Origin of the sequence: Oxalobacter paeniformigenes, assembly GCF_027158465.1 — a bacterium.
Taxonomy (GTDB): Bacteria; Pseudomonadota; Gammaproteobacteria; order Burkholderiales; family Burkholderiaceae_D; genus Oxalobacter; species Oxalobacter paeniformigenes.
Map to the genome: position 1 here is coordinate 1 of NZ_JAMKYL010000005.1, position 15,917 is coordinate 15,917.

Consider the following 15,917-nt stretch of genomic DNA (forward strand, 5'->3'; position numbering starts at 1 on the left):
TTCAACTTCACAAAAAAATTTCCTGACTTTTGCAACTTCACTTTGCCAGTTTCAACATCGGCAAAGTCGAGAAAGAAAATTATGATCTTTTCACACACTTGCTGTCAAGCATTTTTTACACACTCAAAGTCGTTTTTCAATTCGATGCGCCCTCTCCCGGCACATACGCCTTGACTTCCATCCGGAAATCTTCACTCCCAGTCATCGTACCTTCTGCAAACTGTCTTTTTGCCTGCTGCGCAAACTCTGCTTTTTCCCCTGTCCGGAACTGTCAGGAATATAACTGTCCGTCCCTTACGATTCATTGACATCAAATGGAAAATTGATAAAGTGTCTGACAGACTGTCGATCACGACATATTTCCATTGTTTAGTTTATTTCTGAAAGTATTTCCATGAGTTTGAAATGTGGCATTGTCGGATTGCCCAATGTCGGCAAATCCACCCTTTTCAATGCATTGACCAAGGCGGGTATTCCTGCCGAAAACTACCCGTTTTGCACGATCGAACCCAATGTCGGTATTGTCGAAGTACCAGATCCCAGATTGAATCAACTGGCCGAAATCGTAAAACCTGAACGCATCGTACCGGCTGTAGTCGAATTCGTCGATATCGCCGGACTGGTCGCTGGCGCATCCAAAGGTGAAGGACTTGGCAACCAGTTTCTTGCCCATATTCGCGAAACAGATGCCATTGTCCAGGTCGTTCGCTGTTTCCGTAACGACAATGTCGTTCATGTCGCCGGCAAGGTTGATCCCTTAAGCGATATTTCCGTCATCCAGACAGAACTGGCTCTGGCAGATCTGAATACCGTAGAAAAAGTCATACAGCGAGAAATCAAGAAAGCCGGTGCAGGCAACAAGGAATCGGCACGCCTGTGCGATTTGCTTGAAAAAGTGGCTGCCCATCTGAATCAGGCAGAACCGGTCCGTTCGATGGGACTTGACAAGGAACAGATGGAACTGATCCGTCCGCTTTGTCTGATTACGGCAAAACCGACCATGTATGTTGCCAATGTCTCGGACGATGGATTCACCGACAATCCGTTACTTGATCAGCTCACACAATATGCCGAGTCACAAAAAGCGCCGATCGTCGCGATCTGCGCCGCTATCGAATCCGAAATCGTCGAACTGCCTGAAGAAGACCGTGCGGAATTTCTTTCGGACATGGGCATGGACGAACCAGGCCTGAACCGGCTCATTCGAGCTGCCTTCAAGCTGCTTGGCCTGCAAACCTACTTCACAGCAGGAGTCAAGGAAGTACGTGCATGGACGATTCATATCGGCGACACTGCACCGAAAGCCGCTGGAGTCATTCACACCGACTTCGAACGCGGTTTCATTCGCGCACAGACTATCGCTTTTGAAGACTATATCGCCTGCAAAGGTGAAAACGGCGCGCGAGAAGCAGGGAAAATGAGGGCTGAAGGAAAAGACTACATCGTCAAGGATGGCGATGTCCTGAATTTTCTTTTCAACGTCTAAAACAATCCGGTCAAATAAAAAACGGTTGCAATGGCAACCGTTTTTTTATGGTCATTTGCCCTCGCTCAAGCGAAGAAATTTCTGCATCAGCTGATCAGGTGTCTCCACACAATCCGGATTTTTGACGATGCAATCCATTGGGCATACCTGTTTGCACTGCGGCTCATCATAATGTCCCACACACTCGGTACAGCGGTTGACATCTATCTCACATATTTTCTTGCCCAGCGTAATCGCCTCATTCGGGCATTCTGGAACACATATATCGCAACAGATACAATCTTTCGTTATCAATAACGCCATTGATTCTCCAAATTCCCTTCAGTCAAACGCTTCTGTCCGGTCGTCAGACATTTTTCCCCTTCATGTCGTTGACCTTGTTCCTGAGCCATTTTTCCACGGACGGGAATACGAACTTGGATACGTCGCCGCCCAGAAAAGCGATTTCCCTGACGATGGAACCTGAAATGAACTGATATTGGTCAGACGGCGTCATAAACAACGTTTCCGCCTCAGGCATCAGATAACGATTCATTCCCGCCATCTGGAATTCGTACTCGAAATCCGATACGGCGCGCAACCCGCGAATAATGACACTGGCGTTATGCTCACGAACGAAATCCTTGAGCAAACCGGTAAAGCTCTCGACCCGGACATTCGGATAATGTCCGAGCACTTCCTTGGCAATGGCCATCCGTTCTTCCATGGTAAAAAAAGGCCTTTTCGTCCTGCTGTCGGCGACACCGACAATCAATTCGTCAAACAGCCCGGACGAACGACGAACCAGATCTTCATGTCCACGCGTCAACGGATCAAATGTTCCAGGATAAACTGCAATAACCATTTTTATTCTTTCAGAAAGGAAACATCCGTAATATTACCTCAAGATAAGCACGATGCCTGCATCTCAAACAAATGATAATAAACCTGTCCTGCCTGGCCATCCCTGACAAGCTGTAGCGCAGATACATCACGTCCCGACCACAAAGCCAGCCTTTCTGCAGTCAACTGCATATCCGATTCTATATAAACCATTCCGTCTTTCGCCAACAATTCCACACAAAGCGGTATGACTTTCGGCAACCATTCTTTCCGGAACGGCGGATCCAGAAAAATCAGGTCGAACGTTTTTCCCTGCCGGATCAATTGCGCGGCCATATCCATGGCATCTGCCTGAAAAACGGCAATCTGCGATGCCTGCAGCTTGTTCCTTGCACGTTGCAACTGCTCGTATGCCACACGATTTTTTTCGATCATGGTCACATGTGCCATACCCCGGCTCGCCGCTTCAAACCCAAGCGCTCCCGTTCCGGAAAACAGATCAAGACAATGCATATTTGCAAAACGTGCACCACGCATGTGTGTCAACCAGTTGAACACCGTCTCACGCACGCGATCCGATGTCGGGCGCAACCCTTCCACATCAGCGACGACAAGCGGCGTACGTTTCCATTGTCCGCCAACAATACGGATTTTATGACTGTGATGTCCGGCAGATAACTTCCCGTTTTTTTTCTGAGCCCCCATTTCAAGACACCCGCTGCATCCTGCACACGCCATCACTGGCCAACAATGACCGTCACCATTTTTTCTGCATTGAGCTTTCGGTTCATCGCAGCCTTCACATCCGCCGCCGTAACCTGTCCGACCTTTTCCGTCCAGTGATCCAGATAATCCAGCGGCAAGTGATAGTATCCGATCATGGCAATGAGCTCCAGCACCTTGAGATTGTTATCCATCTGCATGGCAAAACTGTTGACCAGATGATCACGAGCGGATTGCAATTCGGTGGTATCCGGTCCATTGCGCAAAAAATCATTCAGCGTGTTATTGACTACACCAATCGCATCCGTGGCCTGTTTTTTTTCAGTCTGTAAACCAATCACGAAAGGCCCAGGCTGAAACATCGGCTGAAACTGACTGTAAACACTATAGGACAAGCCGCGTTTTTCCCTGACTTCCTGCATGAGTCTGGAAGAAAAACCTCCACCACCCAGAATGTAATTGCCGACCGTCAATGCAAAAAAATCGGGATCGCCCCGTTTGAGGGCTGGCATACCGATCAGGATATGTGCCTGAGTGGCAGGATGCGCAATGACATTCGTTTTTCCATTGGCAACCGTCACATCCGGAAGTACTGGCAACTCCTGATCCGAAACCCTCAAGCCGCCGCTGATCTCCTGCGCAATGCGCCGCGCCCTTTCGATATCGATATCGCCGACAAGACTGATAACGGCCCTGTTGGCGACATAGTGTGTTTTATGAAAATCCATCAGATCATCCCGGGTGATTTGCTCCACGGACTCCGGCGTCGAACTTTCACCATAAGGATGCTTCGGATAAATATCCTTCCTGAACGCTTTCGCAGCAATCGAATCCGGCCGAGTCATTTCCTCCCTGAGTGACGCGACCAGCCTCGCCTTGTCCCGTGTCAGCAATGCTTGCGGAAACGACGGACTGGCAAGAAGTTGCGCCATCATCCGGATCGCCGCATCCGATTCTGCCTGTCCTGACATCACACGCAATGAATAACCGGCTCTGTCCATACTCGTTTTGTTGGAACGCAATGCGCCCGCATCTGCAAACGTATCCAGAATCTGCGCCTCGGTAATGTCCGCAACACCTGACCGTGCAATCCCCTTGTCCAGAGAACCATTCGTCAATGCCGCCAGCCCAGCCTTTCCGGCCGGATCCCTCCTCGAACCCGCATCGAATTCGACACTGATATCCAGTACCGGAATCGCATGTGTCTCGACGAAAAAGACACGTGCCCCGTTTTCCGTTACCCAATGCTGAATAGGCAAGGCAGCATATACCTGAACACCATATAACAGGCAACCGATCAAACCTGCCTTGAGAAAACGGCATACCTGTTGCAACACATATTCTGGATTTCTCATTTGTATATATCGACTCATTGTCATAAATAGATACTTCCGTCAGATTCCTTACTTTGCAGGCTGTTTCGGCAAAGATTCCGGAATCAGCGTAGCGATCGTCAATCCGTCATCCGAAAAATATTTTTTCGCTACCTGCTGAACCTGCTGCGGCGTCACAGCCTTGAGTTTTTCAATCGTCCGGTCGATCTGCCGATGTCCGATCCCCGTCATCTCGAACACACCGATTTCCATCGCCTGACCGAACATCGAATCGCGCTTGTATATCTGTGAAGAGATCAGCTGCATCTTCACACGTTGCAACTCGGCTTCCGATATACCATCTTTGGCAATTCGTGCAATTTCTCCCCGTAACCGCTTCTCCAGTTCATCGACTGTCACACCTTTGGAAGGCACCCCTTCGACGACAAACAATGCAGGCCCGCGTGAAAGCGCCGAATAACTCGCGCCTACCGCCAACGCAATCTTTTCCTGACGCACAAGCGTGGCCGGCAAGCGTGCATTATCATATCCGTCCAGTATGGAAGAGAGTACATCGAGTGCATAAACATCCTGATCCTTTTCGACATCCCGTAATGCCGGAACCTTGTATGCCAGCACAACCATCGGATTTTCCGCAGGAGCTGAAACCGCTACCCGCCGGATACCACGCTGTTCCGGTTCTTCCTGTGGCTTGACCGGCGTAATTTTTTTGGGTTTGATCCGTCCGAAATGCTTTTCCGCCATCTTGCGGACGGCCTGAGCATCCACATCGCCAACGACGACCAGTGTCGCATTATTCGGTGCATACCAGCGTTCATACCAGTGACGGGCGTCATCGACCGTCATATTCTGCAAATCGTTCATCCAGCCGATGATCGGCCAGTGATAAGGATGTGCGACAAAAGCGCTCGCACGCAACGCTTCATCCAGCCTTCCTTCCGGCTGATCATCCGTTCTCCAGCGCCTTTCCTCCATCACGACCCTGATTTCCTTGTCGAAATCAGACGCCTTGAATTGCAGATTGCGCATGCGATCCGCTTCCATTTCCATCATCTTTTCCAGATGATCTTTCGGAATCTGCTGAAAATATGCCGTATAGTCCGTATTCGTAAACGCATTGTCCCTGCCACCCAGTCTCGCGACCGTCTTGCTCAGGCTTCCCTCCGGAAACTTCCTCGTCCCCTTGAACATCATATGTTCGAGAACGTGCGCCACCCCTGTCGTTCCATTACTTTCATCCATGGAGCCGACCCGATACCAGACCATATGAACCGCAACAGGCGCACGGTGATCTTCCCTGACCACGACCTTCATCCCGTTGGCAAGATAAAACTCTTCGGCAGGTTCGGCTTGCGCCCCGTTTTGTACCCAGAACAGGACAAACATCAGACCAAAAAAGATTTTTAGAATTTTCATATTGACAGCTCTGTTAAAATGAAAGTCTCGATAAACCTTTGCATTTTGTACTTTATTTCAGCGCACGACGGTTGCCAATGTTTAGTTTTTTCAAAAAGAAACCCCCTGTCGAAACGACAGAAGATGAAATCAGTGCACCGGCATCACCCGAGACCGCCACCGAAACTGCGGATACTCCGTCTGATGCCAATATAGAGACTTACACTACGCTTGCCAAGCCGGAAAAAGAAAAAACGTCCTGGTTTGACCGCCTCAAGGCCGGACTTGCGCGGACATCGGCCAATCTGAACATTTTCGGTGGAACCAAAATCGATGAGGAACTGTTCGAGGAACTGGAAACCGCATTACTCGTCTCCGATGTCGGTCTGCCCGCCACTGAATATCTTCTGGATGAACTCCGGCAAAAAGTCAAACAAAACCGTCTGACACAACCTGCCGAAATTCGGGAAGAACTGATCCGGTTGTTGACCGAGCTGTTGACACCCCTCGTAAAACCGCTGGAAATCGGCCGTCATACCCCGCTCATCGTCATGATGACCGGCGTCAACGGTGCCGGCAAGACCACCACGATCGGGAAACTGGCAAAGCATCTCCAGCGCCATAACCAGAGTGTCCTTCTCGCTGCAGGAGACACGTTCCGTGCAGCTGCCCGCGAACAGCTGGCGATATGGGGCGACCGAAACAGGATCACCGTCATCGCACAGGAATCCGGCGATCCGGCAGCCGTCGCTTTCGATGCCGTTCAATCCGCCAAAGCGAAAAATATCGACGTCGTCATGGTCGATACAGCCGGCAGACTGCCGACGCAACTTCACCTGATGGAAGAACTCAAAAAGGTCAAACGCGTTATCGGCAAAGGTATGGACACCGCGCCACATGAAATCATTCTCGTCATCGACGGCAATACAGGACAAAATGCACTGGCCCAGGTCAAGGCATTCGACGAAGCACTCGGACTGACCGGACTGATCGTCACAAAACTCGACGGCACCCCCAAAGGAGGCATTCTGGCGGCCATCGCAAAAAACCATCCTGTGCCCGTCTATTTCATCGGCGTCGGCGAAAAAATAGACGATCTTCAACCTTTCGACGCACAAGAATTTGCAAAAGCATTGTTGAGCTAGAAAATGAGCGCAATGATCCAATTCCAGAATGTATCCAGGTGCTATCCCGGCAACATCATCGCCGTACAGGATATCAACCTGACCATCGAGCAGGGTGAATTCGTTTTTCTGTCGGGCCCTTCCGGAGCAGGAAAATCGACACTCCTGAAAATGATCGCCGCTATCGAACGCCCCGATACCGGAACGCTGACCGTCAACGGTCAGGACATCGGTGGACTCAGACCGGCAGGGATACCGTTTCTGAGACGCAACCTCGGACTGATCCTGCAGCAACAGCATTTACTGAACGACAAAACCATTCTCGAAAACGTCATGCTTCCCCTGTTCGTCACCGGTATCCCAGAAACCGAAGCACAATCCCGTGCGCATGCCGCACTGGAAAAAGTGGGACTTGCCGGGCGAGCAGCATCGCTACCGCTGACGCTGTCGGAAGGCGAACAACAACGGGTCGCCGTCGCACGTGCCATCGTCAACCAGCCGCAAATCATTCTGGCAGACGAACCGACAGCCAATCTTGATCGCGCCAATGCAGAAAAAGTGCTCGATGCCATCGCCTTTTTCCAGTCTGCAGGCGTGACCTGTGTCATCGCAACCCATGACGAAAGTCTTTTTCCAAGAGCCGACCGGATCATTTATCTCGACAGCGGCAGACTGCATCACATCAACCAACCCACAAAGGGTAAACAAGCATGAATACCTGGTTTCGTTATCATATCTCGGCAATTTGTCTCGCGCTTGCCCAGTTCAGACGTTCTCCGGGACATTTCTTTTTCAATATTCTGGTCCTTTCCATGACGCTGGCATTGCCCTTCGGTGGAATCACGCTGTTCGACAATATCCAGTCCGTTACCGGACAACTGTCCGTATCGCCGGAAATCAGTCTTTTTCTGAAGCAAAACACGGAACGTACCGACGCGCAGGCCATGGAACAATCCATCAGACAACTGCTACGCAAAGACAACCTCGCCGCCGACATTATTTTCATTCCGAAAGAAGCCGCACTGGACTCGCTTGAGGAAAAAACCGGTCTGAACAATATGGCCGGCTCACTGGGGAAAAACCCCTTGCCCGACTCCTATATCATCCGTCTTTCAGACAACACGCCTGACGGTGCGACGCTATCCGCCCGCATCAACGCCATTACCGGACAATTACAGAAAATGCCTGAAACCGACAAGGTGCAAATCGATTCCGACTGGACCAAACGTCTGGCAGCCTTGCTTGGTGTCATGCGGATGGGACTGCTGTTTCTGGGTGTCGTGCTGGGCATCGTCGTAATCGTCGTCACCTTCAACACCATTCGCCTGCAAGTTCTGATGCATCTTGATGAAATCACACTTTCATGGCATGTCGGAGCCAGTCGCGCCTATATACGCCGTCCGTTTTGCTACATGGGCATTTTTCTCGGACTCTTTTCCGGAATACTGGCATTGATACTCGTCGGCCTGAGCCTGTATCCCTTCAACAGCGCCATCAATGAACTGGCACAGCTTTACGGCTCTGACTTCAGGCTCTCCCCGCTGAACCCGGGTACATCGGCGATTTTATTGCTGGCGAGTGCCGCGCTAGGATGGCTGGGCGCACTCTTGTCTGTCAATCGCCAGTTGAGAAAAATCTACTGAAATCTGCCGCGCATGCGTTCAGCCGTATTCCGTATTTGCATCATGATGCAAAACAAACCGTATCACCCGTTTTGCACTAGAGTGGACATAACACGGCAAACAGATATAAATTAGCACTCTATGCCAAAGAGTGCTAAAATAGAATCTATAAGCAATTAATGCATTCAAATACACAGGAGAAAGAATGAACGCAAAGTCCGCACAAGCATTGATGCCGGTCAGCCGTCATGCCTTGGCTCCGGTTATTACAGGTTCGCTCGGCAACATCGATGCATACATCACAGAAGTCAATCGTTTGCCTATCCTGACCCAGGAACAGGAAACCGATCTTGCACTGCGTTATCGTAGGCATAACGATCTGGGGGCTGCACAGGAACTGGTTCTGTCCCATCTGAGACTGGTTGTCTCCATTGCACGCAATTATCTGGGATATGGATTGCCACACGCCGACCTGATCCAGGAAGGCAATATCGGATTGATGAAAGCGGTCAAACGCTTTGATCCCGATATGGGCGTCAGACTGGTTTCCTATGCCATTCACTGGATCAAGGCGGAAATACACGAATACATTCTCCGGAACTGGAGAATGGTCAAAGTCGCAACCACAAAAGCCCAGAGAAAACTGTTTTTCAACTTGCGCAGCCATAAAAATGGTACGGATGCCATGACAAGGGCACAAATCCGTTCGCTTGCCGAAAAACTGAATGTCCGTGATGAAGACGTCATCGAAATGGAAACACGACTCAACGGTCATGATATCGCACTGGAAACCCAGCACGATGACGACGATGACAATTTCGCGCCTATCGCCTATCTGTCATCGGAACAGACAGAACCGACCCATATTCTGGAAACACGCCAAAACGACCGTCTCCAGTCCGAAGGCCTGAGCGAAGCGCTTGAAAAACTGGATCCACGGTCCCGTCGCATCATCGAGGCAAGATGGCTGAACAACGACAACGGAAACGGTGCCACATTGCATGAACTGGCAACCGAATTCGGCGTCTCGGCAGAACGAATCCGGCAAATCGAGGCAGCCGCACTCAAGAAAATGAAAAATACATTGGCGACATACAGTTGAAAAGGTGCCTTTCGGCACCTTTTCTTTTACCGTCATTCCCTCAACAAACGAATCATCTTTCCCGCATCCTCCGGTTCCGCCTCCCTGAAAGCATGCGCATATATCACCTCGAACGCCAGTGACAATATTCCGTCATCCGTTCTTTCCGCTTCCAGCATGTCAAGCAATCTCTGGCAAGCCCGTTTCCCGGTCAAACCGACAGGACGGCTCGACAGCGGATTACCTCCCAATGCACGCACATCCGACAACAACCGTTCGATTTCCGTATAAGTCACCGTAATCCATTCACGCTCCAGTACAGGAGCAGAAAATCCCGATCTGACCAGATCGTCACCGATGGCCTGCATGCTTCTGAACGGCAAAACATGCGAATACGCATCAGCTGTCCCATACGCCTTGCGCAACAACTCCAGCGTTTTTTCACCGAAACAGGAAAATATAACCAGACCGTCAGCCCTTAAAACCTGCTGCCACTCACGAAACACATGTTCATGATCATCACGCCAGTGCAAGGCCAGATTGGACCAGACCATATCGAACGTTCCGGGCAGAAACGGCAAACTGCCGAAATCGCCACAACAAACCACGCCTGCCGGCATATCCACCCTTCCGGCATATCCGGCAGCAAGCCGCGCTCTGGTACACGCAGCATCCAGACCATAAACCCGTGCCCTCCCGAAAGTATGCGCAAACACATTCATATCATCCCCGTCACCGCATCCGGCATCCAGAATATCCAACGGATCGATTTTCATGACAGACAAGCGTTCATGCATTCTGCAAGCGATTTCTCTTGTCAGAAAACGGACATCGGCTGTTTTATTCGCCTTTTCAAACAACAAACGCACTTTCGGCAAATCAATAGGCATACAATTCTGTTTCCGCAAGATAATGAAAAACGCACCATAACATGAGCAATGCCGAACCATTTCGGAAAACCGGCCATAACCGCGCATGTTACCGATTGCAAAATGATGGCTGATTATATGCACTGCTTGACCTGCCTTGCCAGTTTTACAGGCAAGATTCCCTGCCCCTGTGTCCTGTGCCATACTCCCAGCCCTTACGGAATTTGCGACAGCTGCACACAACATTATTTTGGGAACCCTATGCCACGCTGCCACTGCTGCGGCCATGACATACCGGAAACTCAGTCAACATGCTCTGACAATCTTTGCGGTACCTGTCTTGCCAGACAACCGGCCTTCGATACCACGATCGTGGCGACCGACTACGTACCGCCTGTCGATCTTCTGATTCACCAACTGAAATTCACTCATCAACTGGCACTGGCCCCCCTGATGGGCAAACTGATCGACAGCGCCATCAAGCGGCAGGCCCGTACAGACTGGCAAGCACCGGATATCCTTGTTGCCGTACCATTGGGAAAAGCCCGCCTGATCGAACGTGGCTTCAATCAGTCACACGAAATCGCAAAAACATTGGCACGTTCGATGAAATTACCGCTGTATACCGACCTGATATACCGTAACAGGGAAACCGCAAAACAATCCACCATTTCATTCAGCGAAAGAAAACAGAACGTCCACAATGCTTTCAGTGTCGCTCAGAACACGCAGTCCCTCATTCGCGGAAAACACATCGGTGTAGTTGACGACGTCATGACAACAGGACACACACTGGAGGAAATCGCACGTATTCTGAAAAAAGCGGGTGCCGGATACATCACCAATTTTGTCTTTGCACGCACCCCATTCAAACTGTTACAGGAGAACTGAAATGTTTCATGTCGTACTGGTCGAACCGGAAATCCCGCCGAACACCGGAAACATCATTCGTCTGTGCGCCAATACCGGTGCACAACTGCATCTGATCGAGCCACTGGGATTCCCGCTCGATGACGCGAAAATGCGCCGTGCCGGACTGGACTACCATGAATTTGCCACCATGCAGGTTCACAAAAACTGGGAAGCGTTTCTGCAAAGTGAATCTCCTGCACCATCACGCATGTTCGCCTTCACCACACACGGCCAAACCTGTTTTTCCACAACGGCATTTCGCCCCGGAGACTTTTTCATCTTCGGTTCGGAAACCAAAGGCCTCTCCCCCGAGATACACAATTTTTTCGCCGAAGGCCACCGTATCCGTCTGCCCATGCGTCCACACAATCGCAGCCTGAACCTGTCCAACAGCGTCGCCATCGTCGTATACGAAGCATGGCGACAGAACGGTTTCGCTGGCGGAATCTGAAACAAAAAACCCGATACCGTTCGAATCCGGTATCGGGTTTTTCCAGAAAAAATCGGGTTAGCTGAACATGGACTTGACCTTGTCCATCCACGACTTGGCCTGCGGACTGTGCTTGGCGCCACCTTCCACAATCAGCCCGTCGAATTCACGCATCAGCGCTTTTTCACGGTCCGTCAGATTGACAGGCGTTTCCACTCTCACATGACAGAACAGGTCACCGGGTTGCGAGGAACGGACTCCCTTGATTCCCTTCCCTTTCAGACGGAAAGTCTTGCCTGTCTGGGTTCCCGCAGGGACATTGAATGCGACACGGTTATTCAGGGTCGGTACCTCGATCTCACCTCCCAATGCCGCGATACCGAACGAAATCGGCATTTCGCAATGCAAATCGTCTCCTTCGCGCCGGAAAACCGGATTGGGCAATACCCTGATTTCGACATACAAATCACCCGGGGGCCCACCGTTCTGCCCTGGTTCCCCATTGCCGGAAGAGCGGATTCTCATCCCATCGTCGATACCGGCAGGAATTTTGACTTCCAGCGTTTTGTTACGCCTGATCTTGCCGGCGCCATGACAAGTCGTACACGGCTCCTTGATGACCTTGCCTGTTCCATGGCAGGTCGGACACGGTTGCTGGATACTGAAAAAACCCTGCTGCATCCTGACCTGTCCTTGTCCGTTACAGGTCGTACATGTCGTCGGCGACGTACCGGGTTTCGCGCCCGAACCATGACAAGTCTCACAATTATCCCAGGAAGGTACACGAATCGTCTTGGTACACCCTCTGGCCGCTTCCTCCAGCGAGATATCCATATTGTAGCGAAGATCGGCCCCCCGATACATTTGCGGGCCGCTGCTTCTCTGACTGCGTCCGCCGCCGAAGATATCACCGAAAATATCGCCAAACGCATCCGCGAAATCCGCAGCACCCGGATGTCCCCCCATATTCATATTGGGATCGACACCGGCATGGCCGAAACGGTCATACGCTTCCCGTTTATGTTCATCGGAGAGAATCTCGTAAGCTTCCTTGACTTCCTTGAACTTTTCTTCAGCGGTTTTACTATCCGGATTGCGATCAGGATGATACTTCATCGCCAGCTTGCGGTAGGCTTTCTTGATCTCATCCTCTGAAGCGTTTTTGGCAACCCCCAAAACATCGTAAAAATCTCGTTTTGCCATTTTGTCTACTTTACAAAAAGCGATTCAGCATAATCAGAATGCGCTAAATACCATCATCGTCTCCACAAGGATCAGGCTGGCATCCGTTCAACATTATCTGAAACATTCAAACAGAAAGCCGAGCAGAAAATACGTCATCAGACGATCATTTCTGCCCGGCGAACAGTACCCAAGGAATTGATCGGTCTTATTTATCTTTCACTTCCTTGAAGTCGGCATCGACAACATCATCCTTGCCATCCTGTGCAGAGGAAGCGCTGCCCGCTCCCGGTGCCGCTCCGGCCGCTCCTGCGGCCGCTGCCTTGGCCTGCTGTTCCGCATAAACCGCTTCACCCAGTTTCTGGGCCGCATTGGCCAGTGCACTCATCTTGGCATCGATAGCAGCTTTGTCGTCACCCTTCAGGGTTTCTTCCAGATCCTTGATCGCGTTTTCAATCGATTCCTTCGCTGCCGCATCGAGCTTGCTGCCGTGTTCATCCAGAGACTTGCGTGTCGTATGGACCAGCGCATCACCCTGGTTACGCGCTTCGGTCAATTCACGGATCTTGTGATCCTCGGCTGCATTCATTTCCGCATCCTTGATCATCCGCTGGATTTCCTCTTCGGACAAACCGGAATTGGCCTTGATGGTAATCGTATTTTCCTTGCCGGTTGCCTTGTCTTTCGCACTGACATGCAAAATACCGTTGGCATCGATATCGAACGTAACTTCGATCTGCGGCATACCGCGCGGTGCAGCCGGAATACCTTCCAGATTGAATTCACCCAGTGCCTTGTTGCCGGCGGCCATTTCACGTTCACCCTGATAAACCTTGATCGTCACGGCAGGCTGATTGTCTTCCGCCGTCGAGAAAATCTGGCTGAACTTCGTCGGAATCGTCGTATTCTTCTGGATCATCTTGGTCATCACACCGCCCAGGGTTTCGATACCCAGCGACAGCGGGGTGACATCCAGCAACAACAAGTCCTTGCGATCGCCCGACAAAACCGAACCCTGCAACGATGCACCGACAGCGACTGCTTCATCCGGATTGACATCCTTGCGCGGATCCTTGCCGAAAAACGCCTTGACCTTTTCCTGAACAGCCGGCATACGGGTCATACCGCCGACAAGAATGACGTCATCGATATCGGACACACTCAGACCGGCATCCTTCAATGCGATACGACACGGTTCGATCGTCTTTTCGATCAGCTCTTCAGCCAGCGATTCCAGTTTGGCACGAGTCAACTTGATATTCAGGTGAACCGGAGCGCCATTGGCCATCGCGATATACGGTTCATTGATTTCCGTCTGCTGCGTGGAAGACAATTCGATCTTGGCTCGTTCTGCCGATGCCTTGATACGCTGAAGCGCAATCGGATCCTTCTTCAGATCGATACCGTTGATCTTCTTGAATTCATCAATGATGAAATCGATCACACGCTGGTCGAAATCTTCGCCACCCAGGAAAGTATCACCATTGGTGGAAAGCACCTCGAACTGCTTGTCACCGTCGATATCGGCGATTTCAATAATGGAAATATCGAACGTACCACCACCCAGGTCATACACCGCAATCTTCTTGTCGCCACGACCAGCCTTGTCCAGACCGAAAGCCAAAGCGGCTGCCGTCGGTTCATTGATAATCCGTTTGACATCCAGACCGGCGATACGACCGGCATCCTTGGTCGCCTGACGCTGTGCATCGTTAAAGTAGGCCGGAACAGTAATGACTGCCTCGGTCACTTCTTCACCGAGATAATCTTCCGCCGTCTTTTTCATCTTGCGCAACACTTCTGCGGAAACCTGCGGCGGAGCCAGTTTTTTGTCATTCAGGACAGAAACCCATGCATCGCCATTGTCCGCCTTGATGATGGAGAACGGCATAATCGGCACATCGCGCTGAACTTCCGGATCGTCATATTTACGTCCGATCAGACGCTTGATCGCATACAGCGTATTCTTAGGATTGGTGACCGCCTGACGTTTGGCCGGAGCGCCCACCAGAATTTCACCATCTTCCAGATACGCAATGATCGAAGGTGTCGTACGGGCACCTTCCGAATTTTCGATCACTCTTGGCTGACCACCTTCGATAACGGCAACGCAGGAGTTCGTCGTTCCCAGGTCAATACCGATAATTTTTGACATATTGTTTATCCTTTCAATACCATAATTTTTCCGGAACAGGAGATGAACCATTCAATCGACAACGGATACATCTGTTTGATCACTCCCGCTCGCTACTGTTCCCTAGATAAGGCCACTTTCACGAATTTCAAGACTTTTTGGTGGCGACGACAACGACGGCCGGCCTCAACAGCCTGTCGGCCAGCGTATAGCCTTTTTGCACAACCGAAACGACCGTATTGGGTTCCTGATCCGCTTCAACCATCTGGATAGCTTGATGCTTCATCGGATCGAGCTTGTCACCCTGCTCCGGCACGATTTCAAGAATCTTGTTCTGTTCGAAAACCTGTCTGAGCTGCCGCAATGTCACATCGACGCCTTCCTTGATCGTATCGACAGTGGGAGCATCCGTCTTGATCGCCATCTCGAGACTGTCCTTGACGGCCAGCATCGACTTGGCAAAATTTTCGATGGCGAATTTATGCGCCTTGGCGATATCTTCCTGCGCACGTCTCCGGATATTTTCACCTTCGGCTCTGGCACGCAAAAAAGCATCCTGCAGTTCTGCAGCCTGTTTTTCCGCATTAGCCAGTCGTGTTTCCAGCGAGTCTTCCTGATTCACAACCTTTTCATCAGGCGTATCCGGATTTTCCTGACTCGTTTCGACCTTGTCGCTTTCCGTATTCTGGTCTTGCACTGTTTCCTCCACATCGATGTCTTTCACATTCAACCGATAATGGGGGCACCCAAGAGCATTTCAAGAGGAAACATGAAAAATATTTTGAAAAATGTGCGACACCGGC

The 15,917-nt window shown here is 50.8% G+C and carries 16 protein-coding genes; 7 read left to right on the top strand and 9 right to left on the bottom strand.

From position 1 onward, the window contains the following. Nucleotides 1-394 precede the first annotated feature (394 nt). The gene (gene ychF, locus NAI64_RS06680) at nt 395-1,486 is read left to right on the top strand and encodes a redox-regulated ATPase YchF (protein ID WP_269298994.1); all 1,092 of its coding nucleotides are present in this window, start codon (nt 395-397) and stop codon (nt 1,484-1,486) included. Between the two features lie 51 nt (nt 1,487-1,537). Here the strand turns inward: ychF and NAI64_RS06685 are convergent, their stop codons facing one another. Genes NAI64_RS06685 through NAI64_RS06705 form a run of 5 tightly spaced genes read right to left on the bottom strand, consistent with a single transcriptional unit; the run spans nt 1,538 to nt 5,781 of the window. Next, nucleotides 1,538-1,789 (bottom strand): YfhL family 4Fe-4S dicluster ferredoxin, encoded by a 252-nt coding sequence (locus tag NAI64_RS06685; RefSeq protein ID WP_269298996.1) that lies wholly within the window; start codon nt 1,787-1,789, stop codon nt 1,538-1,540. A 43-nt stretch (nt 1,790-1,832) separates the two neighbouring features. Then, on the bottom strand, nt 1,833-2,330 hold the full coding sequence (gene coaD / locus NAI64_RS06690; protein WP_269298998.1) for a pantetheine-phosphate adenylyltransferase: 498 nt from the start codon (nt 2,328-2,330) through the stop codon (nt 1,833-1,835). A gap of 38 nt (nt 2,331-2,368) precedes the next feature. After that, on the bottom strand, nt 2,369-3,013 hold the full coding sequence (gene rsmD, locus NAI64_RS06695) for a 16S rRNA (guanine(966)-N(2))-methyltransferase RsmD (RefSeq protein ID WP_269299000.1): 645 nt from the start codon (nt 3,011-3,013) through the stop codon (nt 2,369-2,371). 32 nt (nt 3,014-3,045) lie between these two features. Next, entirely contained in the window at nt 3,046-4,386 is a 1,341-nt protein-coding gene (locus NAI64_RS06700; protein WP_269299002.1) for a M16 family metallopeptidase, read from the bottom strand. 48 nt (nt 4,387-4,434) lie between these two features. Beyond that, the gene (locus NAI64_RS06705) at nt 4,435-5,781 is read right to left on the bottom strand and encodes a M16 family metallopeptidase (protein ID WP_269299003.1); all 1,347 of its coding nucleotides are present in this window, start codon (nt 5,779-5,781) and stop codon (nt 4,435-4,437) included. A 77-nt stretch (nt 5,782-5,858) separates the two neighbouring features. On the opposite strand from NAI64_RS06705, the gene ftsY reads away from it, so the two are divergent. The 4 genes from ftsY to rpoH all read left to right on the top strand — a co-directional run bounded on the left by ftsY (nt 5,859) and on the right by rpoH (nt 9,608). Continuing rightward, nucleotides 5,859-6,905, top strand: a complete 1,047-nt coding sequence (gene ftsY / locus NAI64_RS06710; RefSeq protein WP_269299005.1) for a signal recognition particle-docking protein FtsY — start codon at nt 5,859-5,861, stop codon at nt 6,903-6,905. Between the two features lie 12 nt (nt 6,906-6,917). Then, entirely contained in the window at nt 6,918-7,598 is a 681-nt protein-coding gene (locus NAI64_RS06715; protein WP_269299193.1) for a cell division ATP-binding protein FtsE, read from the top strand. Next, nucleotides 7,595-8,527: a cell division protein FtsX gene (locus tag NAI64_RS06720; protein ID WP_269299007.1), complete on the top strand. Its 933-nt coding sequence runs from the start codon at nt 7,595-7,597 to the stop codon at nt 8,525-8,527. Before NAI64_RS06715 ends, NAI64_RS06720 begins: the two co-directional genes overlap by 4 nt. 184 nt (nt 8,528-8,711) lie before the next feature. Next, entirely contained in the window at nt 8,712-9,608 is an 897-nt protein-coding gene (gene rpoH / locus NAI64_RS06725) for an RNA polymerase sigma factor RpoH (protein WP_269299009.1), read from the top strand. Nucleotides 9,609-9,640: 32 nt separating this feature from the next. Here the strand turns inward: rpoH and NAI64_RS06730 are convergent, their stop codons facing one another. After that, nucleotides 9,641-10,477: a methyltransferase domain-containing protein gene (locus NAI64_RS06730; protein WP_269299011.1), complete on the bottom strand. Its 837-nt coding sequence runs from the start codon at nt 10,475-10,477 to the stop codon at nt 9,641-9,643. 240 nt (nt 10,478-10,717) lie between these two features. Between NAI64_RS06730 and NAI64_RS06735 the strand changes: the two genes are divergently transcribed. Both NAI64_RS06735 and trmL read left to right on the top strand, forming a co-directional pair. Continuing rightward, nucleotides 10,718-11,347, top strand: a complete 630-nt coding sequence (locus NAI64_RS06735; RefSeq protein WP_269299012.1) for a ComF family protein — start codon at nt 10,718-10,720, stop codon at nt 11,345-11,347. Between the two features lies 1 nt (nt 11,348). After that, nucleotides 11,349-11,819 (top strand): tRNA (uridine(34)/cytosine(34)/5-carboxymethylaminomethyluridine(34)-2'-O)-methyltransferase TrmL, encoded by a 471-nt coding sequence (gene trmL, locus NAI64_RS06740; RefSeq protein WP_269299014.1) that lies wholly within the window; start codon nt 11,349-11,351, stop codon nt 11,817-11,819. A 57-nt stretch (nt 11,820-11,876) separates the two neighbouring features. Here trmL and dnaJ read toward each other — a convergent pair whose 3' ends face one another. The 3 genes from dnaJ to grpE form a co-directional block, all read right to left on the bottom strand. After that, nucleotides 11,877-13,001 carry a molecular chaperone DnaJ gene (dnaJ, locus tag NAI64_RS06745; protein WP_269299016.1) on the bottom strand — a complete coding sequence of 375 codons (1,125 nt, stop codon included), beginning with the start codon at nt 12,999-13,001 and terminating at the stop codon, nt 11,877-11,879. Nucleotides 13,002-13,188: 187 nt separating this feature from the next. Continuing rightward, the gene (dnaK, locus tag NAI64_RS06750; RefSeq protein ID WP_269299018.1) at nt 13,189-15,135 is read right to left on the bottom strand and encodes a molecular chaperone DnaK; all 1,947 of its coding nucleotides are present in this window, start codon (nt 15,133-15,135) and stop codon (nt 13,189-13,191) included. 127 nt (nt 15,136-15,262) lie between these two features. Then, nucleotides 15,263-15,838, bottom strand: a complete 576-nt coding sequence (gene grpE / locus NAI64_RS06755) for a nucleotide exchange factor GrpE (RefSeq protein ID WP_269299020.1) — start codon at nt 15,836-15,838, stop codon at nt 15,263-15,265. Between the last annotated feature and the right edge of the window lie 79 nt (nt 15,839-15,917).

Coding starts and splice junctions, on each gene's coding strand:
- NAI64_RS06715 (WP_269299193.1), top strand. CDS start 6,918: ATGATCCAATTCCAGAATGTATCCAGGTGCTATCCCGGCAACATCATC.
- dnaJ (WP_269299016.1), bottom strand. CDS start 13,001: ATGGCAAAACGAGATTTTTACGATGTTTTGGGGGTTGCCAAAAACGCT.
- NAI64_RS06735 (WP_269299012.1), top strand. CDS start 10,718: ATGCCACGCTGCCACTGCTGCGGCCATGACATACCGGAAACTCAGTCA.
- coaD (WP_269298998.1), bottom strand. CDS start 2,330: ATGGTTATTGCAGTTTATCCTGGAACATTTGATCCGTTGACGCGTGGA.
- NAI64_RS06705 (WP_269299003.1), bottom strand. CDS start 5,781: ATGAAAATTCTAAAAATCTTTTTTGGTCTGATGTTTGTCCTGTTCTGG.
- NAI64_RS06700 (WP_269299002.1), bottom strand. CDS start 4,386: ATGAGAAATCCAGAATATGTGTTGCAACAGGTATGCCGTTTTCTCAAG.
- NAI64_RS06685 (WP_269298996.1), bottom strand. CDS start 1,789: ATGGCGTTATTGATAACGAAAGATTGTATCTGTTGCGATATATGTGTT.
- NAI64_RS06720 (WP_269299007.1), top strand. CDS start 7,595: ATGAATACCTGGTTTCGTTATCATATCTCGGCAATTTGTCTCGCGCTT.
- ftsY (WP_269299005.1), top strand. CDS start 5,859: ATGTTTAGTTTTTTCAAAAAGAAACCCCCTGTCGAAACGACAGAAGAT.
- ychF (WP_269298994.1), top strand. CDS start 395: ATGAGTTTGAAATGTGGCATTGTCGGATTGCCCAATGTCGGCAAATCC.
- rsmD (WP_269299000.1), bottom strand. CDS start 3,013: ATGGGGGCTCAGAAAAAAAACGGGAAGTTATCTGCCGGACATCACAGT.
- rpoH (WP_269299009.1), top strand. CDS start 8,712: ATGAACGCAAAGTCCGCACAAGCATTGATGCCGGTCAGCCGTCATGCC.
- dnaK (WP_269299018.1), bottom strand. CDS start 15,135: ATGTCAAAAATTATCGGTATTGACCTGGGAACGACGAACTCCTGCGTT.
- trmL (WP_269299014.1), top strand. CDS start 11,349: ATGTTTCATGTCGTACTGGTCGAACCGGAAATCCCGCCGAACACCGGA.
- NAI64_RS06730 (WP_269299011.1), bottom strand. CDS start 10,477: ATGCCTATTGATTTGCCGAAAGTGCGTTTGTTGTTTGAAAAGGCGAAT.